The sequence below is a fragment of the Streptomyces sp. H27-C3 genome, assembly GCF_030063415.1.
In the GTDB taxonomy this organism is placed as follows: Bacteria; Actinomycetota; Actinomycetes; order Streptomycetales; family Streptomycetaceae; genus Streptomyces.
In genome coordinates this window covers 118249-134388 of record NZ_JASITA010000017.1, presented here as the reverse complement: position 1 = coordinate 134388, position 16140 = coordinate 118249, and the positions used below count along the sequence as shown (strand labels likewise).

Below are 16140 nucleotides of genomic sequence, written 5' to 3'. Positions count from 1 at the left end.
GGAGCTCTTGACGGTAGCGAGATCAACCCAACGTGTCCATGGGTGGGGTAACCAACGACCCTGACCTGGAGAGATTCTGATGGTGCGCCAGGAAGTCCCGGCGCGAAAGCAAGAAGTTCCGTCGGGCTACTTGACGGAAGCATCATGCAGCACCTGTAATACAGGTACTGCATCGGTTTGCGGTCCTCGGACGGCGGACCGATCGACAACTCAATCGCGTGATCCACCGCAGTGAGACGGCCGTGATTGCAACGGGTGAGAGCGAGTGGAGACCAGTCGGCCGAGACCGGACCCGCGTCACAACCGGGTCCCACACCCCGTAGGGGGACACGCCACCGACTCAAAGCAACCGCACGGCACATGGCCTCAGTGACTCCCGGGACTGCGGAACTCCCCGGGCCGAGAGGCACCGTGCGCATAGGAGATCCGTGCACGTCGCCCCGAAGGTCGCAGGGCCGGTTCGACTCCGGTCCGGGGCACTCCACCCATCCCAACGGCGCGCGGCCCCGGTGTTAGAGCACCGGGGCCACTGTTCGGGCCGTTCTGCCTACCAGGGAGAACACGACCCATGAACCACATCGTCACACTTCAGGACGCTGTTACCGCGTTCGCCGACTTCATGGAGCCGACGGATGCGGAGCTGGACGCGATCGAGTGCGAGATGCCCGCGATCCTCGCGGACGTCGTGCTGCTGGACGCGCAGATCATGGCCGTGGACCGGCCGGCCAGCGAGCTGGACGCCCGGCGGATCCGCCGGGCCCGTCACCGGGTGCTGGCCGCACGTCGGGACCTGACCAACCGTGCCGCGGTGGCCCAGAGCGGTGGTGCGGCATGAGCGCGCAGACCTTGCAGGACCTGAACGGTCCGCTGCTGCTCTTGCGTCTGTTCGGTGCGGAGTACCCGCACCTTCCGGCTGCGTATCTGTCGGTGTCCACGCTCTACCCGGACCAGCTGGAGATGTCGTTCCACGACGATCTGAGCGGGTTCGAGGCATGGCGGGATGCCTTGAGCATCGCGTCCGAAAGCGTCGTCCACCGCGTTCAGGGGAAGGGCCGAACGAGGGTGTTGCAGGCCGAAGCTTCCTTTGCCGGTGCCCGGTTGCGCCTGACCGGCTACGCCGAGATCCCGGCTCTTGACGCCGTTGCTTCGGGGGCGGTGGTCGGGTCGTGAACAGTGTTCAGATCCGTTCAGCAGAGCGCGCTTTGTCGGTCGGGACGTGGTTGATCGTCGGTGGAGCGATGCTCTACTCGATCCTCACCGTCACCCCGCTTATGGCCGCCCACACCCCCGATGACTGGGACTGGACCGCGCCGATCCTGCCCCTGGTGGTCGATGCGGCGGTCGTGATCGTGGTCCGCCTCGATGCCGTGCTGGCGGGGTTGGGCGGGCAGGGCGGACGCTGGCCCACCGCCCTGCGGTGGATGACCGGCGCCATGACCCTGGCACTGAACGTGGCCGACTCTGCACTCCGAAAAGACCTGGTCGGGGTCGCCGTCCACTCCGTTTCACCGCTACTGCTCATCGTCACGGCGGAGAGCGGCTTGGCCTACCGGCGCGCTATCGCCGCTGCGGTGGCCGCCCTGCACGCCAAGGAACGCACGGAGCGAGCCGAGCGCGAGCAAGCCACTGCCCAGCGGACCGAAACTGCCACCCAGCGCGTTCGGGATGAACGCGAGCATCAGGCGCGGCTGGTGCGTGAACAGCGCGAGCACGAAGCGCGTCTGGTCCGCGAGCAGGCCGAACGTGAAGAGCGGGCACAGCAGGCCGAGCGCGGGCGCACCGAAGCGCAAGAGCGTGCTGCCCGGGCGGAGCGTGAACGCCGTGAACAGGAGCGTGAACAGCAACAGCGCGACCGTGAACGCATCGAGCGCGAGGCTGCTGAGCGCGCCGAAGCTGAGGGCCGGGAGCGGGCGGCGCGTGAACACCGTGAACGCGAGCGTGAACAGCAGCAGCGTGAGCGTGAACGCGACGCCCTGCTGTCCGCCGGACCCGCCACCGAGAGGCTCCCAGAGGAGCGGGCACGGGAGATCGTACGGGCCGCTGTCAGCGCCGGTCTTCCGGTACGGGCGGCGGTCGAGCTGACCGGCTGGTCGATCGGCTGGGTCTCCGGCCGGTATCAGGATCTGCGCGATGCCGACCAGGCCCCGCATCTGCACGCGGTCGGCAGCGCCACCTCATGAGCCGCTGGGAACCGTCCGGCCTCCCCATCTATCGCTGGGACCTTGCCCCGGACGGCCTGGCCACCTACCGCCAGCTCCGCGCGCGGCAACTGCGGCCGGGCGGACATCCGGTGGTCGCCCAACTGGAACGCCCCCGGCGCAAGCGCCCGCCCCTGATCGCCTACCTCTACCGCATCGACCTTGCTAAGCCGGTCCGTCCGATGACCCCGGCGAAGTGGGGTGCGCTCGCCAAGGCGATGTGCGCCCGCCGCACCTGCCCCGAGTGCCGCACCGATGCCGGGTACTGCATCCCGACCTCGCTCGGCATGTGCGTGACCTGCGCCTACCCCGACGAACAGTGCGCTGCCTGAACGTGCCGATCCTCGAAGGAGATTCGCTGTGAAGATCACTGTTGCTCCGCACAAGCTGTTCGGCCGCCGCGACATCGTGCGCGAGGCCAAGTACCTCGCCCCGCTTGCCGCCCGCATCGTTGAGCGGTCCGTCCCCGGGCGCATGCCCCGCGTACAGGTCACCGTCACTACCCCTCGGGGTTTGGCTGAGCTGGCTACTTCGGCGGAAACGGCCCTGGTCGGAGACGTCGATGACCGCGTCCGGGCCCGTGCTCTGGCCGACGCGAACCGGCACGCCCGTGGGGCGGCTGGCCGGGCGGTGGCTCTGCCGGACGGGGGCGTTCTGCTTCTGCTCAACGCTCACCAGCACCGCACCGCCGATGACGTTGCGGTGACGCTCGTGCACGAGCTGACGCACGCCATGCAGTACAGCCGTCCCGGCGTCCGGGAGCGGATGATCCGCGACTTGCGCGACGGGTTCGGCATCGAGCCGCAGTCGCGCCGTGAGGACCGCGAGAGCGCCCGGCGGCTGCGGGCTGAGGAGAAAGAGGCGTACCGCGCCGAACACCTCGCCAGCCAGCTCACCCGCACCGCCGCCTGACGCCCTGTCAACCGTGGGCCACGACTATCCGAAAGTCCGGATAGTTGGTGCCCCCTTCGGCACTGAACCTTGTTCTGCACGGGCCCGACCGTCCACCTCCTACAGCGTCGGCCGGGCCCGCTCACCCCTCCATTTCGGAAGGAATCAGCAGTGAATCACGACGACGAGAACGAACTGTTCAACCGGCTCGAAGCCGACATGGCCACCGACCCCGGGACCGATGGCGGGGCGGATGTGGTCGACCTCGACAAGGCGCGCTCAGCCCGGACCGGAGCGGTCGAGCCGACTGCCCCGGCCGCTCGGGTGCTGGTGGATGGATCGGCCCCGGCGGGGCTCGGGTTCATGGACCGGCTCAGGGGTGCCAAGCGGCGCCCGGTGGTCCCGATGTGGCTCAAGTCGGCAGCAGAGCTGAAGGCCGCTACGGGTTGGGTGGCCGGGCACTACGGCCACAAGGCCGGGTATCACGCGGTCCGCTCCCCGGTCTACGCCGCGCGTCTTGCGCTGCTGTCGCCGCGCGGGGCCGCGAAGTTCACCGGTGGCGCGCTGCGGTGGGTGTCCGACAAGGAGGGTGAGCCGGTCCGCCGCGCGATGGTGGAGAAGGAAGACGCCGCCACCTATTTGAAGCTGTCGCGTCAGCGTGATGCGCGGGTGCGGTTGCGGACGCTGGTCGCGGTCCTGGCCTCGCTGATCGGCATGGGCGCCGCGCTCGCCCTGTATGTGCTGGCCCCGGGCTGGCTTCAGATGGTGTCGGTCACGGCGCTGCTGCTGGCGTTGGGGCATGTCGGGCGGCCGGAGGATGCGCCGGTCATCGTGCGTGCGGTGGATCTGCCGCAGGTGCAGCGCCTGACCTCGGACATTGTGGCCCGTGCGTTCGCCGCCCTGGGTATTGCGGAGATCAACAAGCAGGCTGCCAAGGGCAAGGCGGGCATTGAGTTCAAGGCCCCGATCCAGCGTGATGGCAAGGGCTGGCGCGCCGATATCGATGTCCCGTACGGGGTGACCGTCTCCGACGTGCTGGACCGCCGCGAGCGCCTCGCGTCGGGTCTGCGCAAGTCGCTGGGCTGTGTCTGGCCCGAGCCCGTACCCGGGGAGCACCCGGGGCGGGTGATGCTGTGGGTGGGGGATCAGGACATGGCCCGCGCCCCCCAGCCGTCGTGGCCACTGCTCAAGACCGGTACCACCTCGCTGTTCAAGCCGGTGCCGTACGGCACCGATCCGCGCGGCCGACAGGTCGCCTTCGACCTCATGTACGCGAACTTCCTGACCGGCGCCATGCCGGGCCGCGGCAAGACATTCGCGCTGCGCATCCTGCTGCTCGCCGCAGCGATGGACCCGACCGCTGAGCTGCACACCTGGGAGTTCAAGGGCACCGGCGACTTCTCCTCCTTCCAGCCCATCTCCCACTCCTACGGCTCCGGTCCCGGGGATGACGCCACGGTCGAGGGCTGCGTGGACGCCATGGAGTACGTCTACCGGGAACTCGACCGCCGGGCACGAGTGATCAACAAACTGCCCAAGGACATCTGCCCGGAGAACAAGGTCACCCCGGCCCTGGCGGCGAAGAAGTCACTGGGTCTGCACCCGCTGGTGATGTCCATCGACGAGTGCCAGGAAGTGTTCACCCACGAGCGGCTCGGCAAGAAAGCCGCTGAGCTGGCGACCGCCATCATCAAGCGGGGCCGGGCACTTGGGGTGATCCTGCTGCTCGGCACGCAGCGCCCGGACGCCGACAGCCTGCCCAAGGCAATCAGCGCCAACGTCGGCATCCGCTTCTGCCTTCAGGTCATGGGCCAGCCCGAGAACGACATGGTGCTCGGGACCTCGATGTACAAAAACGGCATCCGCGCCACCTCGTTCACCGCCGAGGACCTGGGCATCGGCTACCTGGTCGGGGCCGGGCCGAACCCGCAGATCGTCCGCTCGTACTACATCGACAACGCCACCGCAGACACGATCTGCGAGCGCGCCAAGGCCGCCCGGAAGGCGGCCGGCACGCTGCCCGACCCGGACGCGCCGAAGAAGGAGAAGGCCAGTGACACCCTGCTGGCCGACATCCTCGCCGTCGTGCCCACGGATGAGGCCAAGGTGTGGAACGAGACGGTCGTGGAGCGGCTGGCCGATCTGCGGCCCGAGCGTTACGGCGACTGGGCCCGCATGGGCAGCGAAGAGCAGACCGCGCACCTGACCGCGGCCCTCAAGCCCTACGGCATCGCCGCCGGGCAGATCGGGCGCCGCATCGACGGAAAGTTCGTCAACAAGCGCGGAATCAAGCGCGACGACATCACCAACACGGTAGCGGAGCGTAACCGAAACCGGGACGTGAGCTGACCGCCCGGGGCTGCTATCGATAGCGCACGCACCCGCTATCGATAGCAGCCCCGATAGCGGCCCACATGGGCCCTGATCAGCCCGCTAGCGCATAGCGGCCCACCTGCACAAACCCCTGAAACCCGGCCCCGGAGGCCCTCCATGCCCCCTGCCCTCCTCGCTATCGCCTGCCTACTCATCATCACTCTCGGTTACGTCAGCTTGTGTGCGTCGTCGCCGTTCGGGGACTGCCGCAAGTGCAAGGGCTTCGGCTACGCGCTCAAGAAGAACCGGCGCGGACAGCTCCGCCCCGGCAAGACCTGCCGCCGCTGCCGAGGCGAACGTAAGCGCATACGCGTCGGCCGCCACCTCTACAACATCTGGCTGCGCCTCTACCGCGACGGCACCAACACCCCCAAGAAGCCCGCCTTCAAGCCCACCTCGAAGGGATAGCCCCATGGCCGTCACCGTCTCGCTCGTGGCCCTGTTCGGACTGGTCCTGTTCTTCCTGCTGCGCGGCAAGTCCCTCGGCTTCGGGTCGGCGTTCATCGCCGTGATGTTCGGCTTCTTCCTCGCCTCGACCGGCGCGGCCGGTCCGGTGAACGAGCTCACCACCGCCCTGATCAACGCCATCCCCGAGATGTAGAGGAGAGCCCCGTGATGAACGAACCGATCGTCGCCCGCCACTGGCTCACCCTCGCCGCCCCCAAAGCGGCCCCGGCCGTGGCCACCACGACCGTGCTCATCCTCGGCAGGATCTGGAACGCCAACGGCGCCGAACACAGCTTCGGCAACGCCGCGTTGATGGTCGTCCTCGCCGCCGGGGCTGCTGCGGCCGGCGCTTCCCTCTCCCGCACCGGCAACGCCCCACTGGCCGCCACCGGGTACGCCATCTCCGGGAGCCTCGCCCTGTCCGGCATCGCCGGATACGCCGATGGGATCTCGTTGCCGTTGCTGCTGTGGGCGCTGGCCACCACCCTCGCCTACGGCATGGCCGCCCGGCACTGGCGCACCGACCGCCGCGCCAACGTCGCGCACCACCAGCACCTGAGCGAACGGCGCGAGGAACACGGCCACATCGAACGCGTCGAAGCCCTCCGCGCCGGGGCACAGATCGAAGTCGCCCGCTCCGGTGCGGCCTATGCCGAGCAGCTGGCCACCGCGCTCATCACCCGCGCGACTTTGCCTGGCTTCAACCCGCAGGCCCTCCAGAGCGCGGGCCTGCCCGAACTCCCCACCATCGACACCACCAAGGAGCACTGAGCCATGGACGACGACTACGAGGGCTGCGAGCTGTGCGAGCCCTCCGACGACAGTGACCCGTACTTCTACCCGCACTGCTGCGGGTGCGGAGCCAACGGCTCCAGCGAACACCCCGACTGCACCTGCGCCTAGCTACGCCGACGGCGGCCCCCGCATCTCGCCAAAGAACCGGGGCCGCCGTCGCCCACCTGTCACCAACAGACCTGTGGAGGTCTCCAGCATGACTCAACCGACCCTCATTGGGCGAGCGGCCAACCGGCCGTTACCGTCCGCCATGCCCGAACTCCTATGGACCGCCATGGACCTGGCTGCGGCCGGTGTCCCGGTGCTGCCCCTGCGGGAAGGCAAGGTGCCGTTCGGCAACTGCCGCACCTGCGCTGGCGGCGCCTGCGGTGGGCGCCCGCACATGAAAGCCGCGGGGCCCTGCCAGTGCCCGGCCGTCTGCCACGGCTGGGCCGCTGCCACGACCAACACCAGCGTCCTCACCTCCCCGCTGTGGGCTCCGGTCTGGCGCGAGGCAAAGGCAGTGGCCTACCACCCCGGCGGCGCTGGGCTGACCGTGGTCGACCTCGACAGTGCGGAAGCCATCGCGTGGGCGCGTCAGACCCTGCCCGCCACCCGGATCGTGCGCACCACCAGGGGTGAGCACTGGCTCTACCAGGGCGCCATGCAGTCCGCCAACGCCGTACGGCCCGGCGTGGACGTCAAGTCGTCCATGCAGTACGCCCGGTGGCTGAGCCGGGGCACTGGCACCATGACGGCCTTGCCGGATGCCGTGCGCGCGCTGGTCGTGAAGCAGCCCACGATTCGGCCGGCACAAAGGGCCGTCACCGTGCCCGCGCCGGTCGGCGGCGGGCAGTGCCCCCACCGCACGCCCGCCTATCTGGAGCGTGGCATCGCCATGGCCGAGCAGCGCATCAGCGACGCGCACAGCGCGGTGCACGCCACGGTCTACCGGACGTTCCTTGCTGTGCTGTCCGCGCACGGCCGGTGTGGCTGCCTCACCGACACTCACGTAGTGCGGCTGTTCATCGCGGCGCAGGCCAAGGGGGAATCTGCCCGGCACTGCACCGACGCGTGGACCAACGCCCGCACCCGGTTGGGACTGTGACATGGCCGACGACGAGAAGAACCCCGCCCGCGCGGTTATCACCGACTACGCGCAGGCCAATTTCCGATACTTCCGCACCGCCGAGGGGACCGTGTACGCGCAGCGGAACGGCCACCCGGTGGCCCGACCGATCCGCTCGCAGGGCACCACGGGCAGCCACCGCCAGGAACTCATGGTCGGCCTGTTTCGGGACGGGCGCGGTGTGTTCAACGGGTCCGCGCTCAAAGAGGCGTTGGACCTGATTGAGGCGCTCGCGCTGTATGAGGCCACGCAGCCCGTGAACATCCGCGTCGCCCCCGGATTCGACGGGGCGACGTGGCTGGACCTGGGGCGTGATGACGGGCAGTCCGTGCGCATTCACCCCACCGGGTGGGACGTCCTCATCCCCGACCCGCAGGAAGTGTGCTGGCGGCGTACCCAGCTCACCGGGGAACTGCCGTTGCCGGTCAAGGACACCGACGGCAAGGGCATCGACCTCCTGCTGAGGCTGTGCAACTTCGCCAACGCCGAGACCGAGTGCCTGGCTATCGCCTGGCTGATCGGCTGCCTCGGGCCGTCGGTGCCGGTCCCCGCGCCGTTCCTCACCGGGCCGCAGGGGGCGGGCAAGTCCACCGCCGGGCGGATGCTGGTGCGGATCATTGAAGGCATGGGCGGGGACCTGCGGCGCGCTCCGAAGGATGAAGAGAACCTCATCGCAGCCGTTGCGGCCGGGTGGGTCACGGCGCTGGACAACCTGAGCCACATGACCCCGGACCTGTCCGACGCCATGTGCTGCATCGTGACCGGAGCGGAGAACGTCAAGCGCGCCCTGTTCACCGACGGTGACGTCTTCCGCGTCGGCTACCGCCGCCCCCTGCTCATGACCGGCATCGACGTCGGCGTCATCCGGCCCGACCTCGCCGAACGCCTCATGCCCCTGCGACTGGAGCGGCCCCGCATCCGGCGCACGGAAGCCGAACTGTGGGCGGAATACGCGGAAGCGCTGCCGGTCGTGCTCGGGTCGCTCCTGGACTTTACGGTCAAGGTCCGTGCAGCCGACGCAGAGACGCCCACCGATCTGCGGATGGCGGACTTCGCGCACCTGTGCGCGCAGTTCGACACGGCGACCGGCCTCGGGGCCCTGCCCGCCTACCGGGCCAGTCTCGACGACCTCAACGACGACGTGATCGAGGGTGATCTCCTGGCGCAGACCGTCCTCAGGCACGCCGACACCATCGACCCGGGCGCCGCGCAGCGAATGACGTCCACCGAGTGGCTGCACTGCCTGAGCGTGCTCCACAGCGGCGACGACTTCCGTCCGCTGCCCAAGGGCTGGCCCACCACCGGCAAAGTCCTCTCCGACCGCCTCAAGCGCCTCCAACCCACCCTTGCCGCACGCGGTGTCCTCATCGACACCGGCCGCACCAGCGAGGGCCGGTACCTCGAAATGACCCGCCCGGCCACTCCGCCCCCGCACGAGCAAGAGCGGGCGTTCTGACCCACCCAGTTCACCCGGACAAGCAAGAGGAGCACCCCGCTCCCGCACCACGGACGCGGGTGCTCCTCTTGCTGTTCGGCGGAACGCCGCCCCAAGGTCGCGCCGCGCAGCGGCTCCTTCATCGCGCTTGAAGAAGCAGCGCACCACACCAGACACCACCCCCTCTTTTGTCCTAAGAGGAAAACCCTGCGTCATCTGCGTCATGCAAGCCCGAAAACGGCATCTGACCTGCGGCAACAGGCATGACGCAGACGACGAACTCTGCGTCATCCTGCGTCATCTGCGTCATGGGCTACGTCACGGATGACGCAGCCCATGACGCACCAATGACGCAGCTCCCACCACTGCGTCACGCAAAAGAGCAGGTCAGGGGCCTGAATGACGCGCATGACGCAATGACGCAGAAATCCGCACCTCGGACAGACACGGCCTCTCGCACAGTCCACAGCTCGAAGATCCCGTCACCCTTCCCAAGGAGTCGAAGCCGTGGCACGCCCCCAGATGCTCAAGCTCCCCGAGGTCTGTGAAGAACTCCAGATCTCCCGTTCGACCTTCTACGACTGGCGCGCCAAGAACCGCGCTCCCCGCTGCATCAAGCTCCCGAACGGCGACATCCGCGTCCGCCGCACGGACTTGGAGAACTGGCTCAACGACCTTGAGGACGCTGCCTGATGGACACGACATACAACGTCAGAGTGCACAAGATCATGACTTATCGAGGGCAGCGGAAGACCACGTACATCGTGCGGTGGGCCGTCGATGGCGCGCGGAAGCGTCGGCCGTTCGACACCTACGCTCTCGCCGATGCATTCCGCTCCGATCTCGTCAGCGCCACCCGCCGAGGTGAGGCGTTCGATTGCGCGACCGCATTGCCGGTTGCGTACCGTTCTGGCGCGAGCGCAGTCACCTGGTACGACTTCGCTGTCCAGTTCTGTGACATGCAGTGGCGTCGCACCGCCGGGAACAGTCGGAAGAACACCGCCAAGGCGCTCATGACAGCGACCGTCGCTCTGCTGCGCTCCGAGCCGAGCGACTTCAAGCCCGAGGATGTACGCACGGCGCTGCGGGAGTGGGCCTTCAACACCAAGCGCCGCAGTGACGCGCCACCCGAAGTCGCGGCCGTCCTCAAGTGGATTGAGCGCAACTCGCTCAGCATGGCGGCCTGGGAGGACCCGGCCAAGGTGGACGACGTCGTCCATGCGCTGTCCACGAAGCTGGATGGCTCGGCATCGGCAGCATCGTCGGTCAAGAGGTATCGCCGGATCATGAACGTGGTTTTGGAGTACGCGGTAAAGCGTCAGGTGCTGCGTGCGAACCCTCTCCCCAAGGGCAAGGGAACCGCTCCGAAGACGTCACTTGCCGTCGACAAGAGGTCGCTGCTCAACCCGGAGCAGGCTGGGGCCCTGCTCCGGTGGGTATGGCACCGCCCCCGTGGTGGCCATCGGCTGCACGCCTTCTTCGCCACGATCTACTACGCCGGGCCTCGCCCAGAGGAAGCCGTGGCGCTGCGTGTGCAGGACGTGCACCTTCCTGGGGAAGCAGACGCCGACCAGTGGGGCGAGCTGCTGCTCCACTCCGCTCAGCCGGAGGTCGGGAAGCAGTGGACCGACGCCGGTGGCGTGCACGAGAAGCGGGGCTTGAAGGGGCGGGCCGTCGAGGACACGCGCCCGGTGCCGTTGCGCCCGGCTCTGACGAAGATTCTCCGCGAGCACGTTGCGGAGGCGGACCTCAAGCCGGACGACCTGCTGTTCCCCGGAGAGAAGGGCGAGATGCTCGCTGGGTCGGTCATCCGTCGGGCGTGGCGCACCGCCCGGCTTAAGTGCCTTGCTCCACACGAGTACGCCTCACCGCTGGGGCGACGCGTTTACGACTTGCGACACACCTGCCTGACGAAGTGGCTCAACAACGGCGTTCCGCCGGCGCAGGTCGCTGAGTGGGCAGGCAACAGCGTGCCGGTGCTGCTGTCCACCTACGCCCGGTGTATCTCGGGGCAGACCAAGGATCTCCAGAAGCGCATCGAGGACGAGGAGGAGGTACGGCACCCGTCGGCGGATGAGTAGGACCGCCGGTGAAACTTCGACCCGCAATCGACCCGGCCACCCGCAGAAACCCGGTGACAGTCGGACACAGCCGGAGCGCCCCCGCGATCACGGGGGCGCAGTCTGGCGTTCGGGCGTCGGGTGGCATACCCGCCCTGACCAGCAAAAAAGCCCTCTCGAAGGGAGGGCTGATGGTGCGAGGAATGTGTGCCCCCGGCAGGACTCGAACCTGCGGCCAAGCGCTTAGAAGGCGCCTGCTCTATCCACTGAGCTACGGGGGCCGGATCGTGGCCTCGGTGGCCTGGGGCCCCGACTGGGTGGGACCTTGACCTTGCCGGGGTCAAGGATAGGGCTCCGATCGCCTTGGCCCGGTTGCTTCGCCTGCGTGGCACGATGTGGAGGTTCGGTGAAGCGACCCCGATAATCGCAGGCGAGTGCGAATCCCGCAGCGCTTTTGGCCTCTCGCGCCCCGGGTGTTGTGCACTCGTTATGCCTGCGCCCCACTCGTCCCGTCTGTCCCTGTGTCCCAATCGGCGCGCAGAGGGCCCATAGGCTTCAAAAACCAACTAAAATTGGGCATTCTTCGCATGTGGTGACCTTGGACGCACGGCCTCAGTTGATCGACGCACTTTCCGCCCTGCGCGACCGTGTCGCCGCCGTGCGCCTTCCGCTCCCTCTTCCGGGGGCTCCGCGCGCACGGCAGACACAGGTCGAGTTGCTTGCGCAGCTCGACGACTATTTGGTGCCCCGGCTGAGACAGCCTGAAGCGCCATTGCTCGTCGTCATCGGCGGATCCACCGGAGCGGGCAAGTCGACGCTCGTCAACTCCCTTGTGGGGAGGCGGGTCAGCGCGGCCGGGGTGCTGCGGCCCACCACGCGGACGCCCGTGCTGGTGTGCCACCCCGACGACCACCATTGGTTCGCGGGGCTGCGCGTACTGCCGCAGCTCACGCGCGTGTGGCAGCCGCAGTCGCTGCAGGAGGACGCGGCCGCAGAGGGGGGGCAGGCCGAGGAAGACGGCAACGCGCTGCGGGTGGAGACCGCGGAGACCCTGCCGCGCGGGCTCGCACTGCTCGACGCGCCCGACATCGATTCGCTGGTCGGGGGCAATCGGGTACTGGCCGCCGAACTCATCTGCGCCGCCGATGTGTGGGTGATGGTGACGACCGCCTCACGGTACGCCGACGCTGTGCCGTGGCATCTGCTGCGTACCGCCAAGGAGTACGACGCCACCCTCGTCACCGTCCTCGATCGGGTGCCCCACCAGGTCATTGCCGAGGTGTCACGCCAGTACGGCGCGCTGCTGGCCAAGGCGGGGCTCGGGGAGGTGCCGCGGTTCACCATCCCCGAGCTGCCCGAATCGGCGGGCGGCGGCACCGGGCTGCTGCCCTCCACCGCAGTGGCGCCGCTGCGGTCCTGGCTGACCCACCGGGCGCAGGACCCGGCGGCCAGGCAACAAGCCATGAGCCGCACCGCGACCGGGGTCATCGACTCGCTGGACGCCCGGATGCCCGAACTCGCCGGGGCGGTCGCCGCACAGTACGCGGCAGCCGTACGGCTCACGACGGCGGTCGAGAACGCGTACGAGAAGGAGGGCGCGCGGGTACGCCGACGGCTCCAGCGCGGTGCGGTGCTCTCCGGCGACGCGCTCACTCGTTGGCGCGGCCATCCGCTGGACAGCAGCGCGGGTGAACTTCTCGACTCGCTCGTCGAGAGCCTCACCGCGCTGCTGCAGTGCGCCGTGGCCGCCGCCGATGAGCACGTGGGCGAGGTGTGGCGGCGTGAGCCCGCCGCGGGCGCCGTGGCGCTGAATGTGCCGGACCGGGAGGCGGGCGAGCGTATCGGGATGGCCGCGCGGCGCTGGCGCCGGGTACTGGAGGAACTCGCCGAGGAGGAGTCTCGGGACCTGGACCGGTCGGCCGCTCCGGACCCCGAGGCCGTGGCGGCCCTGCTCTCGGCCGCGCTGCTGGGCGGGCGCCGGGCGCGCGGCGCGGGGGAGCGGCTGGCCGAGCGGATCGGGGTGATCGCCGCGCTGCGGCTGCGCGACAAGGGCGAGGAACTGCTCACCGCGTGCATCGACCGCGTACTCAACGCCGAACGCGACCGGCGGCTCGCACCGCTCGACGCCCTCGAAGTGACCCCGGAGCCGCAGGCCGCCCTGATCGCCGCGCTTTCCCTACTGCAGAAGGAGAAGTGATCCGTATGACCGAGGTGGTCAGTGATCAGACAGACCGAACGGACCGAACGGACCGAACGGACCGAACGGACCGAACAGACCGAACAGACCGGACGGACCGGGTGGGTCGTGCGGATGGTGCGGATGGTGCGGACCGGATGGATCGTGCGGATCGTGCGGATCGTGCGGAGGGGCGTGGCGCGGGGCGTTGGGACGACGGGCTGATCGCCCGTCGGTCCGCCGGGCGCACGGCGGAAGCCACCGGCGCGCAGGACGAAGCCGTGCGCCCTGTGGACGAGCCGTACGACGGCCTCCCGCGCGGCGGCACGTACAGCCGTGAGCTGCGTGGACGGCTCGACGCGCTGCGCGAACTGGTGGGCCTCTCCCGTACCCGCCTCGACGGCAGGACCCTCGCCGAGGCGGGGCGCGTACTCGACGAGGCGGCGGCCCGGCAGGGGCTGTCCGCCCAGCACACGGTCGTCGCCATCGCCGGCGCCACCGGCAGCGGCAAGTCGACGCTCTTCAACAACCTCGCCGGGGTGGCCATCTCCGATACGGGGCTGCGCCGGCCGACGACCTCGGCGCCCATCGCGTGCAGTTGGACGGACGGCGCGGCCGGGCTGCTCGACCGGCTGGGTATCCCGGGGCGGCTGCGCCGCAGGCCCCTGAAGCTGGGTGAGCCCGACGAGGCGATGCGCGGGCTGGTCCTCGTCGACCTGCCCGACCACGATTCGGCGATGACCGCACACCGGGACCAGGTCGACCGGGTGCTCAAACTGGTCGACGCGGTGATCTGGGTCGTCGACCCGGAGAAGTACGCGGACGCGGTGCTGCACGAGCGATATCTGCGGCCACTGGCCGGCCACGCGGAGATCACCTTCGTGGTGCTCAACCAGGTGGACCGGCTGCCGGGTGACGCCGCCGACCAGGTGCTCGACGATCTGCGCAGGCTCCTCGACGAGGACGGCATGGCACTCGGCGAACACGGTGAGCCCGGCGCCACGGTGCTGTCGCTGTCGGCCCTGACCGGTGAGGGCGTCGGTGAACTGCGCGAGATGCTGGGGCAGTTCGTGCAGGAGCGGGGGGCCGCAGGGCGCCGTATGTCCGCAGATGTGGACGCGGCGGCGGCCGGGCTGCGTCCCGTCTATGTGGCCGACGGGCAGCGGCCGGAGCTGGGGGAGAGGGCGCGCGAGGACTTCACCGACCGGCTCGCGGAGGCGGTGGGCGCGGCGGCCGTGGGTGAGGCGGCGGAGCGCGAGTGGCGCAGGAACGCCGGGCGGGCGTGCGGGACGCCCTGGCTGCGGCTGTTGCGCTGGTACGAGGCCAGGCGCGACCCGATGAGCAGTACGGAATCCGCGTCCGGCGAGGCCGCGGAGGAGGAAGAGGTCACCGCCAGGCAGCGCGTCGAGCAGGCCGTCCGCACGGTGGCTGACGAAGCGGCGGCAGGGCTGCCCGCGCCGTGGGCGCAGGCAGTACGGGAGTCTGCGGTGCGCGGCGCCGTCGGGCTGCCCGAGGAGCTGGACGCGCTGGCTGTGACGGCCGGGGTGCCGCACGGCAGGCCGCCCCGGCCGGGCTGGTGGCCCGCCGCGGTGCTGGCTCAGGCGTCGATGACGCTGCTTCAGATCTACGGCGGACTGTGGCTGGTGGGCCAGATCGTCGGCGCCCTGGAGCCCGGCCTGCTGCCGCCCTTCCTGGTCATGCTGGCCGGGGTCGTCGGCGGGCCCGTCGTGGAGTGGTCGTGCGGGGCGGCGGCCAGAGGGCCGGCGCGCCGGTACGGACAGGAGGCCGAGCGAAGGCTGCGCGACGCGGCGGCCGGGAGCGGGCGGGCGCGGGTGCTCGACCCGGTCTCGGCGGAGCTGCTGCGCTACCGCGAGGTGCGCGAGCAGTACGTGGCGGTGACCGGGTTGTCCACAACCGGCTGATAGTCCACAGGCTTCGGCAGGCTCGCGCCGTCCGGTCCAGCATGAGAACGGAACTGAACGGAACGAAGCGCGACAGAGCACCGGCGACGACTCATGACTCATGACGGATGAGGGTTCGCTGATGACGGACGGGGGCGGTTGGCATGAGTGAGACCTGGGTGACGATGGTGGGCAACGCCGCGACGAGCGTGGACTACCGGGATTCGGCGGCGGGCGGGGTGGCCAGGTTCCGGCTCGCCGTGACACCGCGGTACTGGGACCGCCAGAAGGAGAGTTGGTCGGACGGGCACTCCAGCTTCTACACCGTGTGGGCGCGCCGCTCACTCGCGATGAACCTGGCCGGTTCGGTCTCGGTCGGTGAACCGCTGCTGGTGTACGGCAGGTTGAGGGTGCGCGACGAGGAGCGGGACGGGCAGCGCAGGTTCTCCGCGGACATCGACGCGCTGTCGGTCGGGCACGACATCACACGCGGGACATCGGCCTTCAGACGCGTGGTGAAGGGGGATCCGCTGCTGGCGGAGCGTGCGAAGACGCCGGTGTCCTGAGGTTCCGAGGGGAAGGGAACTCAGGGGTTCGGGGATGCGTGAGGTGGGGAGTTCGGGCGCGCGTGGGGCGGGAAGTGCGGCGGTGCGTGGGGCGGGTGGTGTGGGTGGTTCAGGGATCCGTGCGATGCCAACGCCCTTGGCGGGGCAGGTGCGATGCCGCCGCAATGTGGCTTATTCGAACAGAGATTTA

General features: G+C 69.3%; 17 protein-coding genes and 1 tRNA gene. 17 read left to right on the top strand and 1 reads right to left on the bottom strand.

What is annotated here, in order from left to right:
• Window positions 1-568 precede the first annotated feature (568 nt).
• The 14 genes from QMK30_RS19085 to QMK30_RS19020 all read left to right on the top strand — a co-directional run bounded on the left by QMK30_RS19085 (window position 569) and on the right by QMK30_RS19020 (window position 11328).
• Window positions 569-835: a DUF6284 family protein gene (locus QMK30_RS19085; RefSeq protein WP_283519495.1), complete on the top strand. Its 267-nt coding sequence runs from the start codon at window positions 569-571 to the stop codon at window positions 833-835.
• Window positions 832-1170: a hypothetical protein gene (locus QMK30_RS19080; protein ID WP_283519494.1), complete on the top strand. Its 339-nt coding sequence runs from the start codon at window positions 832-834 to the stop codon at window positions 1168-1170. Before QMK30_RS19085 ends, QMK30_RS19080 begins: the two co-directional genes overlap by 4 nt.
• Window positions 1167-2180 (top strand): DUF2637 domain-containing protein, encoded by a 1014-nt coding sequence (locus QMK30_RS19075; protein WP_283519493.1) that lies wholly within the window; start codon window positions 1167-1169, stop codon window positions 2178-2180. Before QMK30_RS19080 ends, QMK30_RS19075 begins: the two co-directional genes overlap by 4 nt.
• Window positions 2177-2530, top strand: a complete 354-nt coding sequence (locus QMK30_RS19070) for an RRQRL motif-containing zinc-binding protein (protein WP_283519492.1) — start codon at window positions 2177-2179, stop codon at window positions 2528-2530. Before QMK30_RS19075 ends, QMK30_RS19070 begins: the two co-directional genes overlap by 4 nt.
• Window positions 2531-2558: 28 nt before the next feature.
• Complete coding sequence (locus QMK30_RS19065; protein ID WP_283519491.1) at window positions 2559-3110, top strand: hypothetical protein; 552 nt, start codon at window positions 2559-2561, stop codon at window positions 3108-3110.
• A 150-nt stretch (window positions 3111-3260) separates the two neighbouring features.
• Window positions 3261-5438, top strand: a complete 2178-nt coding sequence (locus QMK30_RS19060; protein WP_283519490.1) for a cell division protein FtsK — start codon at window positions 3261-3263, stop codon at window positions 5436-5438.
• 141 nt (window positions 5439-5579) lie between these two features.
• Window positions 5580-5870, top strand: coding sequence for a hypothetical protein (locus tag QMK30_RS19055; protein WP_283519489.1), 291 nt, complete (start codon window positions 5580-5582; stop codon window positions 5868-5870).
• A gap of 4 nt (window positions 5871-5874) precedes the next feature.
• Complete coding sequence (locus QMK30_RS19050; RefSeq protein ID WP_283519488.1) at window positions 5875-6063, top strand: hypothetical protein; 189 nt, start codon at window positions 5875-5877, stop codon at window positions 6061-6063.
• Between the two features lie 14 nt (window positions 6064-6077).
• Complete coding sequence (locus QMK30_RS19045) at window positions 6078-6680, top strand: hypothetical protein (RefSeq protein ID WP_283519487.1); 603 nt, start codon at window positions 6078-6080, stop codon at window positions 6678-6680.
• 3 nt (window positions 6681-6683) lie between these two features.
• Window positions 6684-6812 (top strand): hypothetical protein, encoded by a 129-nt coding sequence (locus tag QMK30_RS19040; RefSeq protein WP_283519486.1) that lies wholly within the window; start codon window positions 6684-6686, stop codon window positions 6810-6812.
• A 142-nt stretch (window positions 6813-6954) separates the two neighbouring features.
• Entirely contained in the window at window positions 6955-7791 is an 837-nt protein-coding gene (locus QMK30_RS19035; RefSeq protein WP_283519485.1) for a bifunctional DNA primase/polymerase, read from the top strand.
• A 1-nt stretch (window position 7792) separates the two neighbouring features.
• Window positions 7793-9268 (top strand): AICE element replication initiation protein, encoded by a 1476-nt coding sequence (locus QMK30_RS19030; protein WP_283519484.1) that lies wholly within the window; start codon window positions 7793-7795, stop codon window positions 9266-9268.
• Between the two features lie 501 nt (window positions 9269-9769).
• Window positions 9770-9940 carry a helix-turn-helix transcriptional regulator gene (locus QMK30_RS19025; RefSeq protein WP_502963167.1) on the top strand — a complete coding sequence of 57 codons (171 nt, stop codon included), beginning with the start codon at window positions 9770-9772 and terminating at the stop codon, window positions 9938-9940.
• Window positions 9940-11328: a tyrosine-type recombinase/integrase gene (locus QMK30_RS19020; RefSeq protein ID WP_283519482.1), complete on the top strand. Its 1389-nt coding sequence runs from the start codon at window positions 9940-9942 to the stop codon at window positions 11326-11328. Before QMK30_RS19025 ends, QMK30_RS19020 begins: the two co-directional genes overlap by 1 nt.
• Before the next feature lie 187 nt (window positions 11329-11515).
• Here QMK30_RS19020 and QMK30_RS19015 read toward each other — a convergent pair.
• Window positions 11516-11588, bottom strand: a tRNA-Arg gene (locus tag QMK30_RS19015).
• Between the two features lie 317 nt (window positions 11589-11905).
• Here QMK30_RS19015 and QMK30_RS19010 point away from each other — a divergent pair.
• The 3 genes from QMK30_RS19010 (at window position 11906) to QMK30_RS19000 (ending at window position 15950) form a co-directional block, all read left to right on the top strand.
• The gene (locus tag QMK30_RS19010; protein ID WP_283519481.1) at window positions 11906-13504 is read left to right on the top strand and encodes a dynamin family protein; all 1599 of its coding nucleotides are present in this window, start codon (window positions 11906-11908) and stop codon (window positions 13502-13504) included.
• A 137-nt stretch (window positions 13505-13641) separates the two neighbouring features.
• On the top strand, window positions 13642-15405 hold the full coding sequence (locus tag QMK30_RS19005; RefSeq protein ID WP_283519480.1) for a GTPase: 1764 nt from the start codon (window positions 13642-13644) through the stop codon (window positions 15403-15405).
• 143 nt (window positions 15406-15548) lie between these two features.
• Complete coding sequence (locus tag QMK30_RS19000; RefSeq protein WP_283519479.1) at window positions 15549-15950, top strand: single-stranded DNA-binding protein; 402 nt, start codon at window positions 15549-15551, stop codon at window positions 15948-15950.
• Window positions 15951-16140: the final 190 nt, after the last annotated feature.

Coding starts and splice junctions, on each gene's coding strand:
- QMK30_RS19085 (WP_283519495.1), top strand. CDS start 569: ATGAACCACATCGTCACACTTCAGGACGCTGTTACCGCGTTCGCCGAC.
- QMK30_RS19080 (WP_283519494.1), top strand. CDS start 832: ATGAGCGCGCAGACCTTGCAGGACCTGAACGGTCCGCTGCTGCTCTTG.
- QMK30_RS19070 (WP_283519492.1), top strand. CDS start 2,177: ATGAGCCGCTGGGAACCGTCCGGCCTCCCCATCTATCGCTGGGACCTT.
- QMK30_RS19055 (WP_283519489.1), top strand. CDS start 5,580: ATGCCCCCTGCCCTCCTCGCTATCGCCTGCCTACTCATCATCACTCTC.
- QMK30_RS19050 (WP_283519488.1), top strand. CDS start 5,875: ATGGCCGTCACCGTCTCGCTCGTGGCCCTGTTCGGACTGGTCCTGTTC.
- QMK30_RS19045 (WP_283519487.1), top strand. CDS start 6,078: ATGAACGAACCGATCGTCGCCCGCCACTGGCTCACCCTCGCCGCCCCC.
- QMK30_RS19040 (WP_283519486.1), top strand. CDS start 6,684: ATGGACGACGACTACGAGGGCTGCGAGCTGTGCGAGCCCTCCGACGAC.
- QMK30_RS19035 (WP_283519485.1), top strand. CDS start 6,955: ATGCCCGAACTCCTATGGACCGCCATGGACCTGGCTGCGGCCGGTGTC.
- QMK30_RS19030 (WP_283519484.1), top strand. CDS start 7,793: ATGGCCGACGACGAGAAGAACCCCGCCCGCGCGGTTATCACCGACTAC.
- QMK30_RS19025 (WP_502963167.1), top strand. CDS start 9,770: ATGCTCAAGCTCCCCGAGGTCTGTGAAGAACTCCAGATCTCCCGTTCG.
- QMK30_RS19020 (WP_283519482.1), top strand. CDS start 9,940: ATGGACACGACATACAACGTCAGAGTGCACAAGATCATGACTTATCGA.
- QMK30_RS19005 (WP_283519480.1), top strand. CDS start 13,642: ATGGATCGTGCGGATCGTGCGGATCGTGCGGAGGGGCGTGGCGCGGGG.
- QMK30_RS19000 (WP_283519479.1), top strand. CDS start 15,549: ATGAGTGAGACCTGGGTGACGATGGTGGGCAACGCCGCGACGAGCGTG.